A 23,753-nucleotide genomic window follows, 5' to 3' on the forward strand; every position below is an offset into this window, starting at 1 on the left:
AGTCAGACGGGGGACGCTAAGGTTACAGCGTTGGGGAATCATGGCCCTGCGCCATTGTCTCGGTCAGGAAGTCGAGAAACACCCGGGTCTTGCCGGCCAGTTGGCGCGATGGATAGACCGCGTGGATCGCCGTCTCGTCGGCCTTCCAGTCAGCCAGCAATTCAACCAGGCGGCCTTCGGCCAGTTCCGCCTGTACGTACAGCCGTGGGATCAGGCTCAAGCCGAAGCCGGCGAGCAGGGCATCGCGCACCGCCAGGCTGGAGGACACCCGGTAACGGCCGGCGATAGGCACCGCTATGCACTCGCGGTCCTTGCGGAAGGTCCAGCGGTCGGCATGGCCAGAGAGGCTGAAGCGGATGCACTCGTGTTCGCGCAGGGCCTCCGGCCGCAGCGGCTGGCCATGCTGACTGAGGTAGGCCGGCGCCGCGCAGAGCACGTGCTCCAGGACCAGCAGCGGGCGGGCGACCAGGCCGGAGTCCGCAACCCGGTCGCTACCACGCAGGGCCAGGTCGATGCCTTCGGCGATCAGGTCCTGGCGGCCGTCCTGCAGGAGCAGTTCCAGGCGCAGGTCCGGATAACGCTGGAGAAAAGCCGGAATGGCCGGGGTCAGGCAAGTGAGGGCGAGGGTCAGCGGGGCGCTGACCCGCAGCAGGCCGCTGGGGCCCTGCTGCATCGAAGTGAGCGCGGCGTCGGCGGCCTCGAGGTCGTCGAGGATGCGCTCCAGGCGCTGCCGGTAGACTTCGCCGGCCTCGGTCAGGCTCATGCTGCGGGTGGTGCGATTGATCAGGCGCACCTTGAGGTGCGCTTCCAGCTCGGCGACGTTCTTGCTCACGGCGGCCGGCGAGAGATTCATCTGCCGGGCCGCGGCGGCGAAGCCGCCATTCGCGGCCACGGCGCGGAAGACCTTGAGAGCGGTGAGGTGATCCACGGGGATAATTCACTGTCAGTAATCAATGAATCAGGGATTAAACCATTATCAACCCGAGGTGTGCTGGCTAAAGTCTTGCCATAGTCCACGGTCCAAGAGGTGAATGACCATGCAACCCTTCGTCGTCGAACGTCTCGATCACATCGTCCTGCGGGTCCGCGACCTGGAACGCAGCATCGCGTTCTATCGCGATGTCCTCGGTTGCGTGGTGGTGAAGTGGCGCGACGACCTGGAGCTGGCCCATCTGCGCCTGGGCACGTCGATGCTCGATCTGGTCGCGGTGTCCGGGGCGCTCGGCCGGGAGGGCGGTGCGGCTCCGGGTGGGGAAGGGCGCAACGTCGACCATTTCTGCGTGCGCATCGAGCCGTTCGACGAGGCCGCGCTGGTCGCCCATCTCGAGGGGTTCGGCCTGGTCCCGCAGGTTCCCGCGGAAATCCGCTTCGGCGCCGAGGGCGACGGCTGGTCGCTGTACTTCTTAGACCCGGATGGCAATCGAGTGGAGCTGAAGGGGCCGCGGGTGGACAATCCTGCCTGAGGGAAAGGCCCCGCGCCGGATAGGGGGGCGGCGTCGGCGAGATCGCCCGGACCAGGTAGCGATCGCCTGAAGGCTCATCCGGGGGATGAGCCTTTTCCTTGGGCTGAGCCTCAGGCCAGTTCCAGCCAGATCGGGGCGTGATCGGAGGGCTTCTCCATGCCGCGCAGGTCGTAGTCGATGCCGGCGTCCTTGAAGCGCGACTGCAGCACCCGGCTGGCCAGGATCACATCGATGCGCAGGCCGCGCTTGGGGTTGTCCTCGAAGCCACGGCTGCGGTAGTCGAACCAGCTGAAGCGGTCGTTCACCTCCGGATTCAGGGCCCGGAAGCTGTCGACCAGGCCCCAGTTCTTCAAGGTAGCCAGCCATTCGCGCTCTTCCGGCAGGAAGCTGCACTTGCCGGTCTTCAGCCAGCGCTTGCGGTTTTCCTCGCCAATGCCGATGTCGCAGTCCTCCGGCGAGATATTGATGTCGCCCATCACCACCAGGGCCTGCTCGGGCTTGAAGCTGTTCTCCAGCAGCGACTGGAGATCGGCGTAGAAGCGCTGCTTGGCCGGGAACTTGGTCGGATGCTCGCGGTTCTCGCCTTGCGGGAAGTAACCGTTCATCACGGTGATCGGGTTGCCCTGGGCGTCGCTGAAGGTGCCCCAGATGAAGCGCCGCTGGGATTCCTCGCCGTCGCTCGGGAAGCCGCGATGCAGTTCCAGGGGCGCCTGGCGGGAGAGCAGGGCGACGCCGTAGTGGCCTTTCTGCCCGTGGTAGTGGACGTGGTAGCCGAGCGCCTCGATCTCGGCCTGGGGAAACTGGTCGTCGGCGACCTTGGTTTCCTGCAGCCCGATCACGTCGGGCTGGTGCCGCTCGATCAGCGCCGCCAACTGGTGCGGCCGGGCGCGCAGACCGTTGATATTGAAAGAGACGATTTTCATGGTGGGCGTCCTGGCAAAAACAGGAATGCTAGCCCAGCCGGGGGATGCCTGGCGACCCTGGAGGCGCTGTGCTAGTGTCCGCCGGGTACCCGATGGCTGTGTGGCTTGGCGCCTTGCCGGCCCTGTGGTCTGCCGCGGACGGGGATGGCCAGGCCATCCGCTCGACCAATCGCCGTGGCGAAGCGTGCGTGTCGCTGCGCCTGCGGCCGACAAGGAATGCGTTCCATGCCTGATCAGGTCACCGATGTCCGTCTGCTCGACGACGGCTATAGTCGCGAAGTCCGCTCGCTTTTCTACCACGCCTACCGCCACGAACCGACCTTCGCCTACCTGATGGATGCGCAGCGCGCCGGCTACGACCAGCGCGTGCGTGCCTGCGTCCGGGAGATGGTCGAGCGCCATCTGGGCGAAGAGTTGCCGGCCATCGGCCTGTTCATCGACGATCGGCTGGTCGCGGCGGCCCTGATCACGCCGCCGCAGCGGCGCCTGGATATCACCGAGAGCTGGAGCTGGCGCCTGCGCATGCTGTTCAGCGTCGGCCTGGCCGCGACCCGGCGCTACCTGGATTACCACCGGGCGGTGCAGGCCTGCCTGCCGGTCGGCCCCCACCACCAGTTGCCGATGCTCGGCGTGCATCCCGAGTACCAGGGCAGGCAGATCGGCGAGCAGTTGCTGGCGGCCGTGCAGCGCTGGTGCGCCGAGGACTCCGCTTCGCAGGGGCTGGTCCTGGATACCGGCAATGCGCGCTACCTGGACTTCTACCAGCGGCACGGCTACCGCGAGATCGGCGAGGTGACGCTGGGAGCGGTGCGCGAGCACGTCCTCCTGCATCCTGGCGAGACGCCGGCGGCGACCTGAGCGTTCCCCCGGACGCGCGAGAAAAGCCATGCCTGTCAGGCGCTTGGCGTCATAAAACCCGAATGTCAGGAGGTGGTCGGCGGCGTCCGCGCAAATCTGGACGCGCGCCACCCGCCTGCGTAGCATCCGCGCCATGAGACTGACTCAAGGATTGTTCCGGTTCCCGCTGGCCGGGCTGCTGTGCCTGAGTACGGCCGCCTTCGCGGAGAGCCAGCTTAGCGTGCGCGTCACCCCCGCCAATGCCGCCCTGAAGGCCAATATCGAGGCCTATGTGGGTAGCCTCGGCGAGCGGGACGAGGCGGCGTTGCAACGTTTCCGCCGCAATGCCGAGGCGCAGGCGGAAAAGGCGGCCCAGGCGCTCGGCTACTTCCAGGCGCAGATCGACAGCGAGGTGAAGGACGGCAAGCCGCCGAAGCTCACGCTCAAGGTAGTGCCCGGCGAGCCCGTGCGCCTGCGCCAGGTGAATATCCAGGTGCTCGGCGAGGCCGCCAGCCTGGAGAGCTTCCGCTTGCCGTCGGGCAAGCAGCTGAAACCGGGCGCGAAGCTGAACCAGGGTGTCTACGAGGATGCCAAGCGGCTGATCCAGAACCAGGCCTCGCGCTACGGCTTCTTCCAGGGCCGCTTCAGCACCCAGCGCCTGAGCATCGATCCGCGCGCCGGCATCGCCGACATCGACCTGGTCTACGACAGCGGCCAGCGCTACACCTTCGGCAAGGTGAGCTTCGACGGCGACTCGATCATCGAGGAAGAACTGTTGCGCCGCATGGTGCCGTTCAAGGCCGGCCAACCCTATGACTCCGAACTGATCGCCGAACTCAACCAGAACCTGCAATCCAGCGGTTACTTCGAGGGCGTGCGGGTCGACGCCGCGCCGACCCAGGCGCAGGCCGACGGCGCGCGCCAGGCGATCCCGGTAGCGGTCCGGCTGGAGGCGCGCAAGCCCCGGACCATGGGCGTCGGCCTCGGTTTCTCGACCGACGTCGGGGCGCGCGCGAGGTTCAACTGGACCCGCCATTGGGTGAATGCCGAAGGACATAGCCTGGGATTCGAGTCGGAAATCTCCGCACCGCGGCAGAACGTCGGCGCCTGGTACGAGATTCCCCTCGATCCGCCGCTCACCGACAAGCTGCGCTTCACCAGCGGCTACCAGTTCGAAGACCTGGTCGACACCGAGAGCAAGCTGCTGACCCTTGGCGGCGAATGGCACAGCAAGCGGCCCGATGGCTGGCAGCGGGTGGTTTCGCTGAACTGGATGCGCGAGGAGTACAAGCTGGGCGACGACTCCGGGCTGAGCAGCTTCCTGATGCCGGGGATCGGCTACTCGCTGCTGGAGACCGACAACAAGGTCGACCCCAGCCATGGCTACCGCCTGCAGTTCAACGTCAAGGGGGCGAAGGAAGGCCTGCTGGCCGACGCCGACGTCCTCCATGTCGACGCCATGGCCAAGGGCCTGACCAGCTTCGCCGGCGGCCATCGCCTGCTCGGCCGCCTGCAGGTAGGCGGAATCGCCACCAACGACTACAAGTCGATCCCGCCCTCGCTGCGCTTCTTCGCTGGCGGCGACCAGAGCGTGCGTGGCTACGACTACCGGACGCTGTCGCCGGAGAATTCCGATGGCGACAAGATCGGTGGCCGCTACATGATCGCCGGCAGCGTCGAGTATCAATATCCGCTGGCCGAGCGCTGGCGCCTGGCGACCTTCGTCGACCAGGGCAACGCCTTCAACTCGCTGGACTTCCCGTCGATCAAGACCGGGGTCGGCTTCGGCGTGCGCTGGGTCTCGCCGGTCGGCCCGTTGCGCCTCGACCTGGCCCATGCGCTCGACGACGACGGCGGTTTCCGCCTGCACTTCTCCATGGGGCCAGAACTGTGAAGGCGCTGAAGATCACCTTGCTGGCCATAGTCGGGCTGCTCCTCGCGCTGCTCCTGGGACTCGCTGCGCTGCTCGGCACCCAGACCGGCAGCGCCTGGCTGCTCGGCCGCGTGCCGGGCCTGCAGGTCAGCGGCTTCGAGGGTCGCCTCGGTGGCGCCTGGCAGGCACGGCGGCTGTCCTGGGCGCAGGACGGTACGCAACTGGTCGTCGAGCGGCCTGAACTGCGCTGGTCGCCGGCCTGCCTGGCGGGGCTGCGCCTGTGCCTGCAGCGGGTGGCCGCCGAGCGGGTCGCGCTGGACCTGCCGCCGAGCGGCGACAGCGCCGACAGCGGGCCGATCAGCCTGCCGACGCTGAAACTGCCGCTGAGCATCGAGCTCGGCGAAGTGGCGGTCGGCAGCTTCCTGCTCGACGGCAACCAGCAGGTCGCCGAACTCAAGCTGGCGGCCCATTGGCTGGCCGACGGCCTGCACATCGACTCGCTGACGGCGCGGGGCTTCGGCCTGGACCTGGCGCTCCAGGGGCGCTTGCAGCCGAGCGGCGACTGGCCCTTGCAGGCCGAAGCCACGCTCGGCCTGCCCGCTCCCGAAGGCAAGCCGTGGAAGCTGGCCGTCCAGGTCGGCGGTGAGCTGCAGCAGGCGCTGACCCTGAAAGGCCGCAGCAGCGGTTACCTGGACGGCAGCCTGGAAGGAGAGTTGCAGGCGCTGGCGGAAAACCTGCCGGCACGATTGCTGATCCGCGCCGACGGTTTCAAGGGTGCGGCCGGACTACCGGACACCTTGACCCTGAATGCCATCCAGCTCGATGCCGGCGGCGATCTCAAGAGCGGTTACCTGATCCGCGGTGGCGCCAGCCTGCCGGGCGAGGGCGGGGCGGTGGCGTTGAGCCTGGACGGGCGGGTCGACGCCCAGGGCGCGGATATCCGCCAACTGCGCCTGGACGCTGGCGGCGAGCAGCGCCTGGAGCTGGTCGGACGCCTGGACTGGCGCGAAAGCCTGGCCGCCGACGCGACCCTGGACTGGAAGGATTTCCCCTGGCTGCGCCTGTATCCGCTGGCGGAGCCGCCGCCGGTGACGCTGAAGACCTTCAAGGCGGAAGTGCATTACCAGGACCAGCGCTACCTGGGCAATTTCAGCGCGGCGGCGAGCGGTCCGGCGGGCGACTTCACGCTGGCCAGCCCGGTGTCCGGCGACCTCGTTCAGCTCAACCTGCCGTCGCTGCAGCTCCGCGCCGGGCAAGGCCAGGCCGAGGGGCGGGTGACGTTGCGTTTCGACAATGGCGTGGCTTGGGATACCGCCCTGCAGCTCAGCGAACTGAACCCGGCTTACTGGGTCGCCGAGCTGCCGGGTTCACTGGCCGGTCCCTTGCGCAGCCAGGGAAGTGTTCGCGACGAGCGGCTGGCGTTGGGGGTGGATCTCGACGTCAAGGGCCGCCTGCGCGGCCAGCCGGCGCTATTCCAGGCGCGCGCCGAGGGCGAGGGGCAGCGCTGGACGCTGGGCAACCTCGACCTGCGCCTGGGGGATAACAAGGTTCAGGGCAGCGGGGCGCTCGACCAGCGCCTGCAAGGCCGCCTGGACATCGCCCTGAACCGTCTCGGCCAGCTTTGGCCGCAACTCTTCGGTCGCCTCGACGGACGCCTCGACCTGGCTGGCAGCCTCGCGGCGCCGCAAGGCAGGCTGAACCTCAAGGGACAGCAGATCGCCTACGCCGAGCAGCGCATCGCCGGCCTCGACCTGCAGGCGAACCTCGATGCCCGGCAGAACGGCACCCTGGCGCTGGTCGCTTCCGGCCTGCGCAGCGGCGAAACCGACCTCGGCCTGTTCAAGGCCAATGCCCGCGGCGACCAACGCCGCCAGCAACTGGAACTGGACCTGCAAGGCGCCTTGCTCAAGCTCGGCCTGGCCTTCGACGGGCAACTGGAGCGCGGCAACTGGCGCGGTCGCCTGGCGCGCGGCGAGTTGAGCAGCGGCGGCCAGGACTGGAAGCTACAGCAGCCGGCGCGCCTGGAGCGGTTGGCCGACGGCAGGGTCAATTTCGGCGCACATTGCTGGGTATCCGGCGCCGCCAGCCTCTGCGGCGGCGAGCAGCGCCTGCTGCCCGAGCCGCGGCTGCGCTACACCCTGCGCGACTTCCCGCTGGACAGCCTGAAGCAATGGTTCCCCGAGGACTTCGCCTGGCAGGGCAAGCTGAACGGCGACCTGCAACTGGACGTTCCGGCCCGCGGCCCGAGCGGCGTGGTCAGCCTGGACGCCGGCAGCGGTACGCTGCGCCTGCGCGACCAGGGCCAGTGGGTCGACGTCGGCTACGACAGCCTGCGCCTGGAGAGCCGGTTGGCGCCCAACCGCGTCGATACCTCCCTCGACTTCCGCGGACCGAAGCTCGGCGAGTTGCGGGTGCAGGCGCAGATCGACCCGCGCCCGGCGAGCAAGCCGCTGAGCGGCGAGTTCAGCCTGGCCGGCCTCGACCTGTCGCTGGCGCGCCCGTTCGTGCCGATGGTGGAGAAACTGCAAGGCAGGCTGAACGGCAGCGGCCGGCTGTCCGGCGGCCTGCTGGCGCCGCGGGTCGACGGACGGGTGACGCTGAGCGACGGCAACATCGGCGGCGGCGAGCTGCCGACCAGCTTCGAGAACCTTTCCCTCGACGCTCGCATCGCTGGCGAAAGCCTGGAACTCGGCGGCGGCTGGCGCAGCGGCAGGTACGGCCAGGGCAGCCTGTCCGGCAACCTGAGCTGGGGCGAGGCGCTGAACGTCGCCCTGAACATCCGTGGCAACCGCCTGCCGGTGGTGGTCGATCCCTATGCGCAACTGGAGGTGGAACCGGACCTGAAGATCGGCATGGCCGGCCAGGAGCTGGCGATCTCCGGCAAGGTCCTGGTGCCGCGTGGCGACATCACCATCCGCCAGTTGCCGCCATCCACGGTCAAGGTCTCCGACGACGCGGTGATCGTCGGCTCCGAGCAGCCCGAGCAGCAGCCGCTGAAGATGAAGATGGACATCGATGTCGAGGTCGGCCAGGACAAGCTGGCGTTTTCCGGCTTCGGCCTCAGCGCCGAACTGGCCGGCCACCTGCACATCGGCGACAACCTGGATACCCGCGGCGAGCTGAACCTGAACAAGGGCCGCTATCGTGCCTACGGCCAGCGCCTGACGATCCGTAGGGCGCGGCTGTTCTTCGCCGGACCGATCGACCAGCCGTACCTGGATATCGAGGCGATCCGCCGGGTCGACGACGTGGTCGCCGGCCTGCGCCTGACCGGCAGCGCCGAGCAGCCGACCAGCGCGGTATTCTCCGAACCGGCGATGAGCCAGGAGCAGGCGTTGTCCTACCTGGTGCTGGGGCGGCCGATGAGCACCGGCGAAGACAGCAACATGCTCGGCGAGGCGGCCCTGGCCCTGGGCCTGGCCGGTAGCGCACCGCTCACCGGGGAAATCGCCAAGCAGCTCGGCATCCAGGACTTCCAGCTGGACACCGAGGGCACCGGCAACAGCACCAGCGTGGTCGCCAGCGGGAATATCACCGACAAGCTCAGCCTGCGCTATGGTGTTGGAGTGTTCGAACCGGCAAATACCATCGCCTTGCGCTACCAGTTGACCAAACGCCTCTATCTCGAAGCGGCGAGCGGCCTGGCCAGTTCGCTGGACCTGTTCTTCAAGCGCGATTTCTGACGGATGCGCTGATACGGACCATGCGTAACGCATAAAAGTGTGTCACTTTTAGCGGCGCATCGACGTCGTAGAATGGAGCGGGCGCCGACCGCCAGGTCGGTGCCCGAAGCAACTCGGCACAAGGACTGGCTGACATGATTTCCGTCTATCAACTCAAACCGCGCTTTCAGAATCTTCTTCGTCCCGGCGTGCAGCGCCTCTACCAGCGCGGCATCACTGCCAACCAGGTAACCCTGGCGGCCTGCCTGCTGTCGCTGCTGGTCGGCGCGCTGGTCGCCGGTTTCGCCAGCCATCTCTGGCTGTTCGCCCTCGTTCCGCTGTGGATGTTCCTGCGCATGGCGCTGAACGCGGTGGACGGCATGCTCGCCCGCGAGTTCGGCCAGAAATCCGACCTGGGCGCCTACCTCAACGAACTCACCGACGTGATCGCCGACAGCGGCCTGTACCTGCCGTTCGCCCTGTTGCCGGGAGTCAACCCGCTGTGGGTGGTGCTGGTGGTGCTGCTGGCGGTGATCAGCGAATATGCTGGCGCGCTGGGCACCATGGTCGGCGCTTCGCGCCGCTACGACGGCCCGATGGGCAAGAGCGACCGGGCGTTGTGTTTCGGCGTGATCGGCGCCGGGGTGGCCAGCGGCCTGTTGCCGCTGGCCTGGATCGACTGGCTGATGTTGCTGATCGCGGCCCTGCTGTTGCTGACCATCGGCAACCGCGTGCGCCAGGGCCTGGCCGAGCTGGCCGCGAGTCGACGGGGCAGCGACGGCCAGGCCTGAGAGGGAACGGGCGAACGCCATGGAGGTGGGCGCCCGCAGGAAGCAACCCCGCCGGGATCCCGGCCGGGGCAACGACATAGGGACATCACATGCGCGACGTACAGGAATTGCGTTTCACCACCCACGACGGGGTAGAGCTCTTCTACCGCCACTGGCCGGCCAGCCGCCCGGCGCCGGACGGCACGCGCCAGGCGGTGCTGCTGTTCCACCGCGGCCATGAGCACTCCGGGCGGATCGCCCACCTGGTCGACGAACTCGACCTGCCGGAACACGACTTCTTCGCCTGGGACGCCCGTGGCCACGGCCTCTCGCCAGGCGCCCGCGGCGACAGCCCGAGCTTTGCCACCAGCGTGCGCGACGTACAGACCTTCGTCGACCATATCCAGGCCGTCCACGGTATCGCCGAAGAGCGGATGGCGGTGGTGGCGCAGAGCGTCGGCGCGGTGCTGGTTTCCACCTGGGCCCACGACTACGCGCCGAAGGTGCGCGCACTGGTGCTGGCTTCGCCGGCGTTCCAGGTCAAGCTCTACGTGCCGTTCGCCCGCAGCGGGCTGAAACTGATGCGCCTGTGGCGCGGCAATTTCTTCGTCAACAGCTATGTCAAGGCACGCTTCCTCAGTCACGACCCGCAGCGGATCGCCTCCTACGACAGCGACCCGCTGATCGCCAAGGCGATCTCGGTGAACGTCCTGCTCGGCCTCTACGAAGCTGCCGAGCGGGTGGTAGCGGACGCACAGGCGATCCAGATTCCCACCCAACTGCTGATTTCCGGGGCCGACTTCGTCGTCCATCGTGCGCCGCAGGAGCGCTTCTTCGAGCGTCTCGGCAGCCTGCGCAAGGAAAAGCACATCCTGCCCGGCTTCTTCCACGACACCCTTGGCGAGCGCGATCGTCACCTGGCCGTCGGCCGTGCCCGGCGCTTCCTCCTCGAGGCATTCGCCACGGCCCCCGAACGACCGAGCCTGCTCGATGCCGACCGCCTGGGCCATACCTGCGCCGAGGCCGAGGCGCTGGCCGCGCCGTTGCCGAAGAACTCGCCGCGCGATCTCTACTGGCGCGCCACCCGTGCCGGGCTGCGCCTGGGCAGCCTGTGGTCGGACGGGGTCAAGCTGGGCTTCGACACCGGTTTCGATTCCGGCAGCACCCTCGACTATGTCTACCGCAACCAGCCCAGCGGCAGCGGCCCGCTGGGTCGCCTAATCGACCGCAACTACCTGGACTCCATCGGCTGGCGCGGCATCCGCCAGCGCAAGCTGCACGCCGAGGAGCTGCTGCGCCTGGCCATGCAGCGGTTGCGTGAGGAGCAGCGCGAGGTGCGCATCGTCGACATCGCCGCCGGCCACGGCCGCTACATCCTCGAAGCCCTGCAAGGCGTCGAGCCGCTGCCGGAAAGCATCCTCCTGCGCGACTACAGCGAGATCAACGTGCGTGACGGCAGCGCCCTGATCGAAAGCAAGGGCCTCGCCGGCATCGCCCGCTTCGTCAAGGGCGACGCCTTCGATCGCGCCGACCTGGCGGCGCTGCAACCGAAGCCGAGCCTCGGGGTGGTTTCCGGGCTCTACGAGCTGTTCGCCGACAACCGCATGGTCGGCGACTCCCTCGCCGGCCTCGGCGAGGCGCTGGAGGAGGGCGGCTACCTGGTCTACACCGGACAGCCCTGGCACCCGCAACTGGAACTGATCGCCCGCGCGCTGACCAGCCACCGCCAGGGCCAGGCCTGGGTGATGCGGCGCCGGACCCAGGCGGAAATGGACCAACTGGTGGCCGCCGCCGGCTTCCGCAAGATCACCCAGCGGGTCGACCAGTGGGGCATCTTCAGCGTATCGCTGGCGCAGAAGGTCGCCCGCTGATGGCGCCGCGCGAGCCGGGGGTACTGAAGCGGGCGGTGCTCTGGCTGCTGTTCCTCGGCCCGTTCTTCTTCGCCAGCTATGGCCTGGCCAACTGGTTGACCAGCCAGCGCGGCGACGTCGGCAGCCTGGTCTTCGACTGGGAACGCGGGATGCCGCTGTGGCCCTGGACCATCCTGCCGTACTGGTCGATCGACCTGCTCTACGGCCTGTCGCTGTTGTTGCCGCGGGACAAGCGCGAGCTGGACACCCACTGCCTGCGCCTGCTCAGCGCCCAGGTGCTGTCGGTGACCTGCTTCCTGCTGTTCCCCCTGCGCTTCACCTTCGAACGGCCGGAACTGGGCGGCGTGTTCGGCTGGCTGTTCGACGTGCTGATGGGGTTCGACAAACCGTACAACCAGGCACCGTCGCTGCACATCGCCCTGCTGGTAGTGCTCTGGGTCTGCTACGCGCGCTACGCCAGCGGCGCCTGGCGCTGGCTGCTGCATGGCTGGTTCGCGCTGATCGGGCTGTCGGTGCTGACCACCTGGCAGCACCATTTCATCGACGTGCCCACCGGCGCGCTGGCCGGTTGGCTGTGCGTCTGGCTGTGGCCGCAGGCGCAGCCCGCGCCGTTCGCCCGCGCCAGTCTGAGCCGCGACCGGCAACGGCGGCGGCTGGCCGCTCGCTACGGCCTCGGCGCGCTGGCCTGCGCCGCCGTCGCCTTTGCCGTCGGCGGTGCGGCGTTGTGGCTGTGCTGGCCGGCGCTGGCGCTGGCGCTGGTGGCGCTGAACTACCTGCTGTTCGGCGCCGCCGGCTTCCAGAAGGGCAGCACTGGCCGCCTGAGCGCCGCCGCGCGCTGGCTGCTGGCGCCATATCTGCTTGCCGCGCGGATCAACGCCTGGCTCTGGACCCGTCGCCGGCCGCAGCCGGACGAGGTGCTGCCGGGCCTCTGGCTGGGGCGCCTGCCGTCGTCCGCGGAACTGGCCGACGGCCGCTTCCGCGCATTGCTCGACGCTACCGCCGAACTTTCCTGCAAGCCGCAGGGGCTGGCCTATCGCAGCCTGCCGTTGCTCGACCTGGTCGCGCCGGACGTCGAGGACTGCCGGCGCGCCGCGGTGCTGATCGACGAACTGCTGGCGCAAGGGCCGCTGCTGGTGGCCTGTGCCCTGGGCTATTCGCGCAGCGCCACGCTGGTCGCCGCCTGGCTGCTGCTCAGCGGCCGCGCGGCGGACGTCGAGTCGGCCGTGGCCGTGTTACGTCGGGCGCGACCGCAAGTGCTGCTGGGCGAGGCCCAGCGGCGGACCCTCGCGGCGTTGAGCGGAAGCGTGCCGGAGCCATCGGCGGAACTGGGCGAGGTGCGCCATGCCTGAGCAAACCCTGGCCCTGGTGGCGGCCCTGCTGCGCCGTGGCCGCGAGCTTGACCGGCTGTCCGCCGCACTGACCCTGCTGGCCATCGGGCTGGGCCTGTACCAGGCCGTGCAGGGCATCGGCTGGCGCTATTTCGCTGCGGCGATGCTGGCGATCGCCATGCTCGGCCTGTGGCAGAAGTACTGGGCGCTGCGAGTGGCCCTGGACGCCGAACTGTTCGAACGTTTCAGCCACGTCGGCGACAGGCTGGAAGCGCAGACCCAAGACCTGGACCGGGCCCTGGCCGATCTCGGCCTGGCCCGCGCGGACGCCGCAGGGCGCACCTGGCACCAGCGCAGCCGCGGCGCCCTGCGCCTGCTACGCTGGCAGGCGCTGGCCTGTGGCGCCCAGTTCCTGCTGGCCTTGTCGTGCCTGTTGTCGGTCCCTCTATTCAACGCTCAAACCTGAAGAGTCTTCCCATGCTCGAATCAGTCGTCGCCTATGGCATCATCGCCGGCGCCCGCGCCATCACCGGCTTGCGCAGCCTCTGGCTGGGCACCACGCCGATCCCCAAGCAACGCATCTATTACGCCAACCACAGCAGCCATGGCGACTTCGTCCTGCTCTGGGCCTCGTTGCCGCCGGAGGTGCGGCGGCGTACCCGGCCGGTGGCGGGCGCCGACTACTGGAACAAGGCCGGCCTGCGCAGCTACGTGATCAACAAGGTGTTCAACGGCGTGCTGGTCGACCGCCAGCGCAGCGAGGCCAATGCCAATCCGCTCGAACCCCTCGACCGCGCCCTGGACGGCGGCGATTCGCTGATCATCTTCCCCGAGGGCACCCGCAACCTGGACGACGAGGTCAAGCTGTTGCCATTCAAGAGCGGTATCTACCACCTGTCCCTGGCCCACCCGGACGTCGAGCTGGTGCCGGTCTGGCTGGCCAACCTCAACCGGGTCATGCCCAAGGGCCGCATGCTGCCGTTGCCGCTGCTCTGCACCCTGAGCTTCGGCAAGCCGCTGGTCGCCACGGCGGAAGAAGGCAAGGAGGCGTTCCTCGAACGAGCGCGCATGGCCCTGCTGGACCTGGCGCCGGAAGAGGAGGCCTGAGATGAACGAACAGACCTGGATGCTCTTCGGCGGGATCGGCGCGCTGCTGCTGCTCGCCTCGCTGGTCGGCTTCGTCCTCAAGTGGCGCGCCGGTCCCGGCCCGAACGCGGTGATCGACAACCTGAACGCGCGGATCAACGCCTGGTGGGCGATGGTCCTGGTGATCGGTTTCGCCTTCTGGCTTGGCCAGGCGGCGGTAATCCTGCTGTTCTATGGCGTGTCGTTCTACGCCCTGCGCGAGTTCATCACCCTCACCCCGACCCGGCGCAGCGACTACCCGGCGCTGGTGGCGGCGTTCTACTTCGTGCTGCCGATGCAGTACCTGCTGATCTACATCGACTGGTACAGCATGTTCTCGATCTTCATCCCGGTGTACGTGTTCCTGCTGTTGCCGATCCTCGCCTCGCTGGGCGGCGACACCAAGCACTTCCTCGAGCGCGCCTCGAAAGTGCAGTGGGGCCTGATGCTGGCGGTGTTCTGTATCTCCTTCGTGCCGGCGCTGCTGACCCTCGACATCCCCGGCTTCGAGGGGCGCAACCTGCTGCTGATCGCCTACCTGGTGATCGTCGTGCAGCTCTCCGACGTGATGCAGTACATCTGCGGCAAGCTGTTCGGCAAGCGCAAGATCGCTCCCAACCTGTCGCCGTCGAAGACCGTCGAAGGCTTCGTCGGCGGCATCGCCCTGGCCACCGCCATCGGCGCCTCGCTGTGGTGGATCACCCCGTTCAACCTCTGGCAGGCGGCGTTGATCGCGCTGCTGATCAACCTGCTGGGCTTCTTCGGCGGCCTGGTGATGTCGGCGATCAAGCGCGACCGTGGGGTCAAGGACTGGGGGCACATGATCGAAGGTCACGGTGGCATGCTCGACCGCCTGGACTCGGTGTGCTTCGCCGCGCCGATCTTCTTCCACGTGGTGCGCTACTGGTGGACGCCCTGAGGTTCGCCTGGCGCCGAGGGGAGCGGGGCGGTTGCCGATGGCGGCCGCCCCGTCGTCGTTTTCCTGCCGTGTAGGCAGCCAGGAAATTGCGAGCGATAGAGACCCGTAGGGCGGATACCGCCACAGGCGGTATCCGCCGAAACCCCGGATAAGCGGCGGATAACCGCAAGCGGTGATTCGCCCTACAACCAGGCTCCGGCATACGGGGACGTGACTGCAGCTTCACTGTCTCAGAGATTGACCAGGCGCATGCCTTCCTCGCTATAGCGACTGCCGGCGACCGCCTCGGCGGGGAAGATCGCATCCAGCTCGGCCAGTTCCGCCGCGCTCAGGCGCAATTCCGTCGCGGCGACGTTCTCCTCCAGGTAGCGCCGCTGCTTGGTGCCGGGAATCGGGATCAGGTCATCGCCCTGCGCCAGCACCCAGGCCAGCGCCAGTTGCGAGGGTTTCACGCCCTTGGCTGCGGCCAGTTCGCCGACCTTGTCCACCAGCTTCAGGTTCTTCGCGAAGTTCTCGCCCTGGAAGCGCGGGCTGAAACGACGGTAGTCGTCGGCGGCGAAGTCTTCCGGGCGCTTCAGGGTGCCGGTAAGGAAACCTCGGCCCAGCGGGCTGTAGGGGACGAAGGCGATGCCCAGGCGACGGCAGGCGGCGAGCACCCCGGTGTCCTCCGGATCGCGGGTCCACAGCGAGTACTCGCTCTGCAACGCGCTGATCGGGTGCACCCGGTGGGCACGCTCGAGGGTTTCCGCCGAGGCTTCGCTGAGACCGATGTGGCGGATCTTGCCGGCCTTCACCAGGTCGGCGAGGGCGCCGACGCTGTCCTCGATGGGTACCTGCGGGTCCATGCGGTGCTGATAGTACAGGTCCAGGCGGTCGGTACCGAGGCGCTTCAGGCTGCCTTCGATGGCGCGGCGGATGTACGCCGGGCTGCCGTCGACGCCGCGCGCCCGGGGATTGGCAGGGTCGCGGACGATGCCGAACTTGCTGGCCAGGAACACCTGCTCGCGTTTGCCGCGCAGGGCCTCGCCGAGCAGTTCCTCGTTACTGTGCGGGCCGTACATGTCGGCGGTATCGAAGAAGTTCAGCCCGAGTTCCACGGCGCGATGCAGGGTGGCGATGGCCTCCTGGCGGTCGCCGCCGGTGGTGTAGAAGTCGGTCATGCCCATGCAGCCGAGGCCGATGGCGGAGACGGAAGGGCCGTTGTGGCCGAGTTGACGGGTTTTCATGTGTCGAGCCTCGCGGGAGGGAAGGAAAACGTCGTCATTCTTCGCTCTGCATTGGTCTGGATAAAGCCCATAATTACGGTTTTACCATTCGTATTTTCCAAATAATCGAGGGTGTCCGATGGATCGTTTCCAGGCCATGCAGGCCTTCACCCGCATCGTCGAGCTGGGCGCCTTCGGCAAGGCCGCGGACAGCCTGGAGCTGCCGCGCGCCAGCGTGACCCAGGCGATCCAGCAACTGGAGGCGCACCTTGGCGTGCAGTTGCTGCAGCGCACCACCCGCCAGGTCAGCCTGACCCTCGACGGGCAGGCCTACTACGAGCGTTGCGTGCGCCTGCTGGCGGACCTGGAGGAGGCGGAAAGCTGCTTTCCACGCGTCCTGAACAACCCGCGCGGGCGCTTGCGGGTCGACCTGCCGGGCGCACTGGGGCGGATGCGGGTGATTCCGTTCCTGCCGGAGTTCTGCGAGCGCTACCCGGAACTGGAGCTGCAGTTGAGCAGCAACGATCGCCTGGTCGACCTGCTGCGCGAGGGCGCGGACTGCGTGCTGCGGGTCGGCGAACTGCACGATTCCAGCCTGGTCGGCCGGCACCTGGCCGACCTGCCGCAGGTCACCTGCGCCAGCGCCGCCTACCTGGAGCGTCATGGCCATCCGCGGCAGCTCGCCGAGCTCGGCGGGCACCTCGCGGTGAACTACCAGTCGCCTTCCAGCGGGCGTACCTTCGACTTCGAGTTCAGCGTCGACGGGCGTCTGCGCACGTTGCCGATGCGCAGCCGGGTCAGCGTCAACAACGCCGATGCCTACGTCGCCGCCTGCCGGGCCGGGCTCGGGCTGATCCAGGCGCCGCACTATCACGTCGCCGCCGGCCTGGCCGACGGTAGCCTCCGACAAGTGCTCGGAGAATGGTTGCCGCCATCGCTGCCGCTGCATGCCGTGTATCCCTCGCAGCGCCAGTTGTCGCCGCGGGTGAGGGTGTTCGTCGACTGGCTGGTGGAACTGTTCGGTCGCCAGGCGGCCGGCGAGACGCAATGAGACGCAGGCTTTCCGGGCGAAGATTTTTCTCGATTTCGCCGAGAGAACCTCGTTAGGATCGGCAGCCTTGGCCTGTCGAGCAGGGATGTTCGTCCGAGTTCCGGATGCCCGCTGCCGCCAGGCCGCATTCATTCGAACAAGAATAAGGATCGCTGATGGAAAGCTTGCAGAAGTGGGTGGTCGACCTGAACGGCGTGGTCTGGGGGCCGTTGATGCTGGTGCTGATTCTCGGCACCGGCCTGTACCTGATGCTGGGGTTGAAGTTCATGCCCCTGGTGCGCCTGGGAGTCGGCTTTCGCCTGCTCTGGCAGGGGCGTAGCAAGGATGACGAGAGCAGCGGCGAGATCAGCCCGTTCCAGGCGCTGATGACCTGCCTGGCGGCCACCGTCGGTACCGGCAACATCGCCGGGGTGGCCACGGCGATCTTCCTCGGCGGCCCGGGCGCGCTGTTCTGGATGTGGTGCACCGCGCTGGTGGGAATGGCCACCAAGTTCTCCGAAGTGGTGCTGGCGGTGCACTACCGCGAGAAGGATGAGCGCAACGAACACGTCGGCGGTCCGATGTATGCCATCAAGAACGGTCTGGGCAAGCGCTGGGCCTGGCTCGGCGCGGCCTTCGCGTTGTTCGGCGGGCTCGCCGGCTTCGGTATCGGCAACATGGTCCAGGTCAACAGCATGGCCGATGCCCTGGAGGTTTCCTTCGGCGTGCCCGACTGGGTCACCGGGGTCGCCACCATGCTCGTCACCGGGTTGGTGATCCTTGGTGGCATCCGCCGTATCGGCAAGGTCGCCGAAGCCCTGGTGCCCTTCATGTGCGTCGGTTACATCGTCGCCTCGGTGATCGTCCTGGTGGTCCATGCCGAGGCGATTCCCGGCGCGTTCCAACTGATCTTCACCCACGCCTTCACGCCGATCGCCGCCACCGGCGGCTTCGCCGGCGCAGCGGTGATGGCGGCAATCCGTTTCGGCGTCGCACGCGGGATCTTCTCCAACGAGGCCGGCCTCGGCACCGCCGGCATCGCCCAGGCCGCCGGCACGACCCATAGCGCGGTGCGTTCGGGCCTGATCGGTATGCTCGGCACTTTCATCGATACCCTGATCATCTGCAGCCTGACCGGCCTGGCGATCATCACCTCGGGCGTCTGGACCAGCGGCGCCAGCGGCGCGGCGCTGTCCTCGGCGGCGTTCGAGGCGGCGATGCCGGGCGTCGGCCACTACATCCTGTCGCTGGCCCTGGTGGTGTTCGCCTATACCACCATCCTCGGCTGGAGCTACTACGGCGAGCGCTGCTGGGAGTACCTGGCGGGCACCCGGGCGATCCTGCCGTTCCGGATCGTCTGGACCCTGGCGATTCCGTTCGGCGCCATGACCCAGCTGGACTTCGCCTGGCTGGTGGCGGATACCCTCAACGCGCTGATGGCGATTCCCAACCTGATCGCCTTGCTGCTGCTGAGTCCGGTGGTGTTCCGCCTGACCCGGGAGTATTTCGCCAAGGCCAGGAGTTGAGCCTCGGGGGACGGCGACGCTCAAACCCGAGGTTTTCGCTCGGGTAAAGCGTGCTAGCATCGTCGCCGGCCCCGAATGCTTCCGCCGCCGGCCACAGGGCCGGCGGCTTCTCACTGACTAGAAGGATCAACGCAATGGCTCAAGTGACTCTCAAGGGCAACCCGGTCAACGTCGATGGCCAGCTCCCGCAGAAAGGCGCCCAGGCTCCGGCCTTCAGCCTGGTCGGCGGCGACCTCGCCGACGTGACCCTGGAAAACTTCGCCGGCAAGCGCAAGGTGCTGAACATCTTCCCCAGCGTCGACACCCCGACCTGCGCCACCTCGGTGCGCAAGTTCAACGTCGAGGCCGGCAAGCTGGCCAACACCGTGGTGCTGTGCATCTCCGCCGACCTGCCGTTCGCGCAGAAGCGCTTCTGCGGCGCCGAAGGCCTGGAGAACGTAGTCAACCTGTCGACCCTGCGCGGTCGCGAGTTCCTCGAGAACTATGGCGTGGCCATCGCCAGCGGCCCGCTGGCCGGCCTGGCCGCGCGCGCCGTGGTGGTGCTCGACGAGCAGAACAAGGTGCTGCACAGCGAACTGGTCGGCGAAATCGCCGACGAGCCGAACTACGCGGCGGCCCTGGCGGCTCTCTGAGCCCCACGGCCAACCCGCTTCGTCCCATGACCGTCAGCCAGGCTGGCTGGTAACGGGCGAACCCGAATCCCTTGGCTGCTCGCCTCGGGCCATGAGCAGGGCGGATAATCGCGGCGCGGTCATCCGCCCTGCGTCGCAGAGACGCAGCGCTAGCGCATGGCGACCTGGTGGCGCCGGCTGACGCCGGCGAAGGCGCTCCGGAACGCCTGCATCTCTTCCTCGCTGCCTACCGTCACGCGGACCCAGTTGGGCCAGGAGGCCCACGGGCGGCCGACGTGCACCCGCTGTTTCTCCAGTTCGGCGATGACCAGCTCGGCGGGACGGCGCATATCCACCATGAAACAGTTGGACTGTGAGGCGGTGCAGCGGAAGCCCTGCTGGCGCAGCCAGGCGATGGTGCGCTCGCGGACCTCTGCGTTCTGCTGCTTGCGCCGTGGCACCAGGTCGTCGTCACGCAGGCTTTCCAGCCCGGCGTGGGCGGTTGGCGAGGGCACCACGTTGTGGCCGCCGAAGCGCTCCAGTCGCGCCAGCAGCTGCGGATGCCCGATGGCCAGGCCGAGCCGGGCGCCGGCCATCCCGTAGAGTTTCGAGAAGGTACGCAGGACCAGCACATCCTGGCGCTGGACGGCCAGGCCAACGACGCTGGGTGCGTCGGAAAAATGGATATACGCCTCGTCGACCAGCACCACGCTGCGCTCGGGCTTGCGTTCGATCGCCCTGACGATCCGCTCGTGCGGGGTGAGGGTGCCGGTCGGGTTGTTCGGGTTGCAGATATAGATCAGCCCGGCGTCGCGTTGCGCGGCGGCGAGCATGCGCTCGATGTCGTGGGCCGCCTCGGCGTCCAGCGGCACGGCAGCGACCTTCGCCCCCTGGGCCTGGGCGGCGCCGACCACGGAGTCGTAGGAGGGATCGGCGATGACCAGGCCGCGCTCCTTGCCGGTGAACGCCGCGACGGCGTATTGCAGCGGCTGGCGCGAGCCGCAGTAGGTGTGCACGCATTCGGCGGGGATGCCGTTCTGCTTGGCGAACAGGCCGACCAGGGCGTCCTGCGCGTCGTAGTCGTAGCGACCGCAGAGCGCGGCCGCCCGCTGCATGGCGGCCCTGGCCTTGGCGGAGGGGCCGTAGGGGCTTTCGTTGAAATCCAGGAAGGTCTCTTGCGGCTTGCCGGCGGCGCTTGTCGCGCCGCTCCCGGCGAAGGCTCGCGGGCTCAGCAGGATGCTGCTGGAGGCCAGGGCGGTCAGGGTCACGAACGAACGACGACTCAAAGCGGGCATAGCTTCACCTCCGTGTACCGAATGGGATATGCGTGCGGTGGGTTCCTCTCGGGCGTGTGTCACCAGAGTGGATAACGAGGAGGGAGTCGGTCCGTTTATGGTGGCGTGATAATGGCGCCGGAATATCGGCGGTCGTTCTTCGGATTGCGCACGCGGCGCTCCCGGGCGGCGAACCGCCGGGGAGCGCCGTGTGGATTCAGAGCGTGAGGGTGAAGCGCCCGGTCAGCGCGCCCGGCAGGTGCATCGAGTCGGTCTGGCGTTCGCCGTAGGTATTGCTGGACAGGCGCAGTTCGCGCTCGTGGCTGAGGTCTTCCAGGTGGGCGCCGAGGAAGCTGTACAGGCTGTCGTCGAAGCGCATGGTGCTGACCGGCGCCCGGATCTGGCCGTTCTCCACCCAGAAGGTGGCGAAGCGGGTCATTCCGGTCAGGCGTGCGGCGGGCATGTCCGAGTAGTTCAGGTACCACAGGTTGCCGATGTACAGGCCGGTATCCAGGGCCTCGAGGATGCGCGCCTGTTCCAGGCTGCCGCCGGCCATGTCCAGCGCCGTGGGCGCCTCGTTGGCGCCGGCGCCATTGGCTACCAGGCCGTATTCGCGGGCGCTGCGCGAACTCACCAGGCGTCCGCTCAGGCGGCCGTTGCCGACCAGTTCGACCTCGGCGCGCGGCGAGCCTTCCGCGCTGAATGCCGGGGAGGGCGAGGTGGCAGGGCGCTCGGCGAGGTTCAGCAGCGGGCTGAGCAGGGCGTCGCCGTTCTGCAGGCGTTGCAGGGGGCTTTCGCCGGTAGCCAGGGCGCGCGCGGAGAAACCGCCCCAGCAGAGCATCTGCATGACTTCCTCGAGCGCCGCCGGCGCCAGGTAGGCGCGATAGTCGCCGGGGCGCAACTGGCGCAGCGGCTTGCCCAGGTGGCCGAGCTGCTCCCGGGCCTGTTCGAAGCGCCGGGCGAAGGCTTCGTCGTCCCAGCGCTGGCCGGCGTAGTCGGCCTTCACCGCCTGGCCGTTGCCATGGAACAGGCTCCAGTCGAAGTTGAAGCTGCTGCCGGCATGCCAGCCGAAGGCGCCCCAGGAGTTGGCGAAGCCACGGAACAGCGGTCCGGCGGCATAGATGCCGACCAGGTCGAGGTCGCGCGCCCGGCGTTCGAGGCTGGCCAGCAGCGCGCCGCTGTCGGGCGCTGCGCCGAGGTCCTGGTTCTCTCGCTGCCAGGCCGAGGTGTCGAGCAGCAGATAGGGATCGGCGGGAATCCAGGCCAGGCTCTGGCGCAGTTGCCGAAGGCCTTCGGCCAGACGCTGGCGGTCTTCTTCCGGCGCGCCGGAGAGCGTCAGGTCGAGGCTCGCCTGGCGTTCGTCGCGGATCAGCCGGAGCAGCGCGCTGGCCTGGCGCACCCGGCCGGCCTGGCGCACCCGCGCCCGGTTGAAGCGGATGAACTCGGAGTCCTCGGCGCTGTACCAGAGGGTGAAGTCCTCGCCCTCGGCCAGATGCCGGCGCAGGTCCTCGGCGAGGGCTTCGAAATGCTGTCTCTGGTGCATCAGGTATCTCCCCCGAATACGTCCACATCGCTGAATACGCAGGCCGGCGAGGCGTGGCCGACACGGATCACCTGGTTCGGCTCGCCCTTGCCGCAGTAGGGCGTGCCGAGCACCTCGAAGGTGCCGGCGTCGCCCACCGCGCTGAGGTTGCGCCAGAACTGCGCGGAGATGCCCCGGTAGTTGGGGTTCTTCACCACGCCCTTGAGTTCGCCGTCCTCGATCAACTGGCCCCATTCGCAGCCGAACTGGAACTTGTTGCGTGCGTCGTCGATCGACCAGGAGCGGTTGTAGGACATCAGCACCCCGCGCTCGATACCGGCCACCAGCTGCGCGAAGCTCTTGTCGCCGGGCTCCAGGTTGAGATTGGCCATGCGGTCGATGGGCGCGCGGTTCCAACTGCTGGCGCGGCTGTTGGCGACGCCCTCCAGGCCGCTGCGGTGTTGCGACAGGGCGCCGCCGAGCGGACGCAGCAGGCGGCCTTCGCGGATCAGGTATTCCTTGCGCGCGGGGCTGCCGTCGTCGTCCTGGCGGTAGCTGGCCAGCTCCTCGGGGATTTCCGGGTCGAAGCTGACGTTGAGCAGGCTGGAGCCGTACTGGTAGCGACCGAAGTCCTCGGTCTTGATGAAGCTGGTACCGGCGTAGTTGCGCTCGTCGCCGAGGATGCGATCCAGCTCCAGCGGGTGGCCGATCGACTCGTGGATCTGCAGGATCATCTGGTCCGGCATCAGCAGCAGGTCGCAGCGGCCGCTCGGGGTGTTCGGCGCCGCCAGCAGTTGCAGGGCCTGGTCGGCGATGCGCGGCGCGGCGCCGACCAGGCCGAGGCGCTCGATCACTTCGGCGCCGCCCTGCTGGCCGGCATGGTGGCCGCCGAAACTGCGGGTCTGGCTGTCATGGCCGTCGTAGGCGGTGACGCTGGCGCCGGGATAGACGAAGCGCTGCTCGTGGTATTGCTCGGCGCCGGCGCTGTTCAGGTAGAGCTGTTCCTGGCGGCTGACTTCGAGGAATACGCTCCAGTTCACCAGGCGCTCGTCGCGCGGCACCTTGGCGGACTCCTCGGCGAGCAGTTCGTAGCACTCGGCGAGGGAGGGGAAAGGGGCGTCCTGGTTCGGCGAGCGATACTGCGAGCGGCCGCTTGCCGGCGGCAATCCGCGGACGTCGAACAGGGCGTGCCGGGCGATCCGCTCGGCTTGCCGTTCGGCCTGCTCCAGGGCGGCCTGCAGGCCGGCCGCGGAGAGATCGTTGGTGGCGGCGTAGGCTTCCACGCCGTTCAGCCGTACGCAGAGCATGGCGCCGCGGTCCTGGCTGAAGTGCGGCGGTTCGCTGACGTTGCGGCGCACCGAGAGGTACTCGCCGCTACGCTGGACGTAGCGCAAGGAGTGGAATTCGGCGCGACTGCGGAGCGCCGCGAAGCGGTGTTTCAACGGGTCGATCATCTGTGCGTCCCTGGCCGATTGCGGAGTGGGCGAATGCAGAACGCTCTATTTCAAGCCTTCGCCCGTAACGGAGCAAGCCGTTTGTTGTCATAGCCTGGTGCCAGGCTGCGGGTGGCTCGCCGAAGCATGCGGGCGGAATGCCTAACTATCGGTAAAGCAAGGGTAAATAGCGGGTAAAGAGGCTTTGCCTGGGCCCCTGCAATGCTTATCGTGCAGCCTGGAAAAAGCGCCTCCGTTCTAAGCCTGAAGAAGAACCATGACTCCAACGACCGGTAAATCCAAGTTCCGTACCCTGCGCCCGTGGCTGATCACCGCCCTGGCCTTCGCCGCCGTGATCGGCCTGGTGATGTGGCTGGGGGG

Annotated in this window: 20 protein-coding genes; 14 read left to right on the forward strand and 6 right to left on the reverse strand. The window is 67.9% G+C overall.

The annotated features are described in order from the left end of the window. Window positions 1–22: 22 nt before the first annotated feature. On the reverse strand, window positions 23–937 hold the full coding sequence (locus tag HMPREF2716_RS17335) for a LysR family transcriptional regulator (protein ID WP_075604361.1): 915 nt from the start codon (window positions 935–937) through the stop codon (window positions 23–25). Between the two features lie 94 nt (window positions 938–1,031). Here HMPREF2716_RS17335 and HMPREF2716_RS17340 point away from each other — a divergent pair, with 94 nt between their 5' ends. Then, window positions 1,032–1,463, forward strand: a complete 432-nt coding sequence (locus tag HMPREF2716_RS17340) for a VOC family protein (protein ID WP_016561955.1) — start codon at window positions 1,032–1,034, stop codon at window positions 1,461–1,463. Between the two features lie 110 nt (window positions 1,464–1,573). Here the strand turns inward: HMPREF2716_RS17340 and xthA are convergent, their stop codons facing one another. Continuing rightward, entirely contained in the window at window positions 1,574–2,386 is an 813-nt protein-coding gene (xthA, locus tag HMPREF2716_RS17345) for an exodeoxyribonuclease III (RefSeq protein WP_003104469.1), read from the reverse strand. Window positions 2,387–2,530: 144 nt separating this feature from the next. Here xthA and HMPREF2716_RS17350 point away from each other — a divergent pair, with 144 nt between their 5' ends. From HMPREF2716_RS17350 to HMPREF2716_RS17390, 9 genes are all read left to right on the forward strand, one after another. Then, the gene (locus HMPREF2716_RS17350; RefSeq protein ID WP_003122637.1) at window positions 2,531–3,244 is read left to right on the forward strand and encodes a GNAT family N-acetyltransferase; all 714 of its coding nucleotides are present in this window, start codon (window positions 2,531–2,533) and stop codon (window positions 3,242–3,244) included. 133 nt (window positions 3,245–3,377) lie between these two features. Continuing rightward, complete coding sequence (locus tag HMPREF2716_RS17355) at window positions 3,378–5,117, forward strand: autotransporter assembly complex protein TamA (protein WP_004343881.1); 1,740 nt, start codon at window positions 3,378–3,380, stop codon at window positions 5,115–5,117. After that, window positions 5,114–8,779, forward strand: a complete 3,666-nt coding sequence (locus HMPREF2716_RS17360) for a translocation/assembly module TamB domain-containing protein (protein ID WP_023517710.1) — start codon at window positions 5,114–5,116, stop codon at window positions 8,777–8,779. Before HMPREF2716_RS17355 ends, HMPREF2716_RS17360 begins: the two co-directional genes overlap by 4 nt. A 134-nt stretch (window positions 8,780–8,913) precedes the next feature. Further along, window positions 8,914–9,549 (forward strand): CDP-alcohol phosphatidyltransferase family protein, encoded by a 636-nt coding sequence (locus HMPREF2716_RS17365; RefSeq protein WP_003104477.1) that lies wholly within the window; start codon window positions 8,914–8,916, stop codon window positions 9,547–9,549. 89 nt (window positions 9,550–9,638) lie between these two features. Continuing rightward, the gene (locus tag HMPREF2716_RS17370; protein ID WP_004349997.1) at window positions 9,639–11,399 is read left to right on the forward strand and encodes a bifunctional alpha/beta hydrolase/class I SAM-dependent methyltransferase; all 1,761 of its coding nucleotides are present in this window, start codon (window positions 9,639–9,641) and stop codon (window positions 11,397–11,399) included. Then, entirely contained in the window at window positions 11,399–12,748 is a 1,350-nt protein-coding gene (locus HMPREF2716_RS17375; RefSeq protein ID WP_016852825.1) for a phosphatase PAP2/dual specificity phosphatase family protein, read from the forward strand. Before HMPREF2716_RS17370 ends, HMPREF2716_RS17375 begins: the two co-directional genes overlap by 1 nt. Beyond that, on the forward strand, window positions 12,741–13,193 hold the full coding sequence (locus HMPREF2716_RS17380) for a hypothetical protein (RefSeq protein WP_016852826.1): 453 nt from the start codon (window positions 12,741–12,743) through the stop codon (window positions 13,191–13,193). Before HMPREF2716_RS17375 ends, HMPREF2716_RS17380 begins: the two co-directional genes overlap by 8 nt. Window positions 13,194–13,204: 11 nt before the next feature. After that, window positions 13,205–13,834 carry a lysophospholipid acyltransferase family protein gene (locus tag HMPREF2716_RS17385; protein ID WP_003113327.1) on the forward strand — a complete coding sequence of 210 codons (630 nt, stop codon included), beginning with the start codon at window positions 13,205–13,207 and terminating at the stop codon, window positions 13,832–13,834. A 1-nt stretch (window position 13,835) separates the two neighbouring features. Beyond that, window positions 13,836–14,771, forward strand: coding sequence for a phosphatidate cytidylyltransferase (locus HMPREF2716_RS17390; RefSeq protein WP_003089962.1), 936 nt, complete (start codon window positions 13,836–13,838; stop codon window positions 14,769–14,771). 230 nt (window positions 14,772–15,001) lie between these two features. Here HMPREF2716_RS17390 and HMPREF2716_RS17395 read toward each other — a convergent pair whose 3' ends face one another. Continuing rightward, window positions 15,002–15,997: an aldo/keto reductase gene (locus tag HMPREF2716_RS17395; protein WP_003113326.1), complete on the reverse strand. Its 996-nt coding sequence runs from the start codon at window positions 15,995–15,997 to the stop codon at window positions 15,002–15,004. Between the two features lie 118 nt (window positions 15,998–16,115). On the opposite strand from HMPREF2716_RS17395, the gene HMPREF2716_RS17400 reads away from it, so the two are divergent. From HMPREF2716_RS17400 to tpx, 3 genes are all read left to right on the forward strand, one after another. After that, complete coding sequence (locus HMPREF2716_RS17400; RefSeq protein ID WP_003120066.1) at window positions 16,116–17,027, forward strand: LysR family transcriptional regulator; 912 nt, start codon at window positions 16,116–16,118, stop codon at window positions 17,025–17,027. Window positions 17,028–17,182: 155 nt separating this feature from the next. Beyond that, complete coding sequence (locus HMPREF2716_RS17405) at window positions 17,183–18,532, forward strand: alanine/glycine:cation symporter family protein (protein WP_003113324.1); 1,350 nt, start codon at window positions 17,183–17,185, stop codon at window positions 18,530–18,532. A gap of 134 nt (window positions 18,533–18,666) precedes the next feature. After that, a complete protein-coding gene (gene tpx / locus HMPREF2716_RS17410) occupies window positions 18,667–19,164 on the forward strand; it encodes a thiol peroxidase (RefSeq protein WP_003089950.1) in 498 nt (165 codons plus the stop codon). A 149-nt stretch (window positions 19,165–19,313) separates the two neighbouring features. Here the strand turns inward: tpx and HMPREF2716_RS17415 are convergent, their stop codons facing one another. The 3 genes from HMPREF2716_RS17415 to HMPREF2716_RS17425 form a co-directional block, all read right to left on the reverse strand. Continuing rightward, window positions 19,314–20,438, reverse strand: a complete 1,125-nt coding sequence (locus HMPREF2716_RS17415; RefSeq protein ID WP_023517709.1) for a pyoverdine biosynthesis transaminase PtaA — start codon at window positions 20,436–20,438, stop codon at window positions 19,314–19,316. A 196-nt stretch (window positions 20,439–20,634) separates the two neighbouring features. After that, window positions 20,635–21,960, reverse strand: coding sequence for a TldD/PmbA family protein (locus tag HMPREF2716_RS17420; RefSeq protein WP_003113322.1), 1,326 nt, complete (start codon window positions 21,958–21,960; stop codon window positions 20,635–20,637). Then, window positions 21,960–23,393: a TldD/PmbA family protein gene (locus HMPREF2716_RS17425; protein WP_003113321.1), complete on the reverse strand. Its 1,434-nt coding sequence runs from the start codon at window positions 23,391–23,393 to the stop codon at window positions 21,960–21,962. Before HMPREF2716_RS17425 ends, HMPREF2716_RS17420 begins: the two co-directional genes overlap by 1 nt. A gap of 256 nt (window positions 23,394–23,649) precedes the next feature. Here HMPREF2716_RS17425 and HMPREF2716_RS30050 point away from each other — a divergent pair. Beyond that, window positions 23,650–23,753, forward strand: a 104-nt coding sequence (locus tag HMPREF2716_RS30050) for a hypothetical protein (RefSeq protein ID WP_235221692.1), incomplete at its 3' end; no start/stop codon positions are given.

Origin of the sequence: Pseudomonas sp. HMSC076A11 (assembly GCF_001810205.1) — a bacterium.
In the GTDB taxonomy this organism is placed as follows: domain Bacteria; phylum Pseudomonadota; class Gammaproteobacteria; order Pseudomonadales; family Pseudomonadaceae; genus Pseudomonas; species Pseudomonas aeruginosa.

Excerpts from the sequence above, each read along its gene's own strand:
- HMPREF2716_RS17340 (WP_016561955.1), top strand. The coding sequence starts at position 1,032 with ATGACCATGCAACCCTTCGTCGTCGAACGTCTCGATCACATCGTCCTG.
- xthA (WP_003104469.1), bottom strand. The coding sequence starts at position 2,386 with ATGAAAATCGTCTCTTTCAATATCAACGGTCTGCGCGCCCGGCCGCAC.
- HMPREF2716_RS17350 (WP_003122637.1), top strand. The coding sequence starts at position 2,531 with ATGGCCAGGCCATCCGCTCGACCAATCGCCGTGGCGAAGCGTGCGTGT.
- HMPREF2716_RS17355 (WP_004343881.1), top strand. The coding sequence starts at position 3,378 with ATGAGACTGACTCAAGGATTGTTCCGGTTCCCGCTGGCCGGGCTGCTG.
- HMPREF2716_RS17365 (WP_003104477.1), top strand. The coding sequence starts at position 8,914 with ATGATTTCCGTCTATCAACTCAAACCGCGCTTTCAGAATCTTCTTCGT.
- HMPREF2716_RS17370 (WP_004349997.1), top strand. The coding sequence starts at position 9,639 with ATGCGCGACGTACAGGAATTGCGTTTCACCACCCACGACGGGGTAGAG.
- HMPREF2716_RS17375 (WP_016852825.1), top strand. The coding sequence starts at position 11,399 with ATGGCGCCGCGCGAGCCGGGGGTACTGAAGCGGGCGGTGCTCTGGCTG.
- HMPREF2716_RS17380 (WP_016852826.1), top strand. The coding sequence starts at position 12,741 with ATGCCTGAGCAAACCCTGGCCCTGGTGGCGGCCCTGCTGCGCCGTGGC.
- HMPREF2716_RS17385 (WP_003113327.1), top strand. The coding sequence starts at position 13,205 with ATGCTCGAATCAGTCGTCGCCTATGGCATCATCGCCGGCGCCCGCGCC.
- HMPREF2716_RS17390 (WP_003089962.1), top strand. The coding sequence starts at position 13,836 with ATGAACGAACAGACCTGGATGCTCTTCGGCGGGATCGGCGCGCTGCTG.
- HMPREF2716_RS17395 (WP_003113326.1), bottom strand. The coding sequence starts at position 15,997 with ATGAAAACCCGTCAACTCGGCCACAACGGCCCTTCCGTCTCCGCCATC.
- HMPREF2716_RS17400 (WP_003120066.1), top strand. The coding sequence starts at position 16,116 with ATGGATCGTTTCCAGGCCATGCAGGCCTTCACCCGCATCGTCGAGCTG.
- HMPREF2716_RS17405 (WP_003113324.1), top strand. The coding sequence starts at position 17,183 with ATGGAAAGCTTGCAGAAGTGGGTGGTCGACCTGAACGGCGTGGTCTGG.
- tpx (WP_003089950.1), top strand. The coding sequence starts at position 18,667 with ATGGCTCAAGTGACTCTCAAGGGCAACCCGGTCAACGTCGATGGCCAG.
- HMPREF2716_RS17415 (WP_023517709.1), bottom strand. The coding sequence starts at position 20,438 with ATGCCCGCTTTGAGTCGTCGTTCGTTCGTGACCCTGACCGCCCTGGCC.
- HMPREF2716_RS17420 (WP_003113322.1), bottom strand. The coding sequence starts at position 21,960 with ATGCACCAGAGACAGCATTTCGAAGCCCTCGCCGAGGACCTGCGCCGG.
- HMPREF2716_RS17425 (WP_003113321.1), bottom strand. The coding sequence starts at position 23,393 with ATGATCGACCCGTTGAAACACCGCTTCGCGGCGCTCCGCAGTCGCGCC.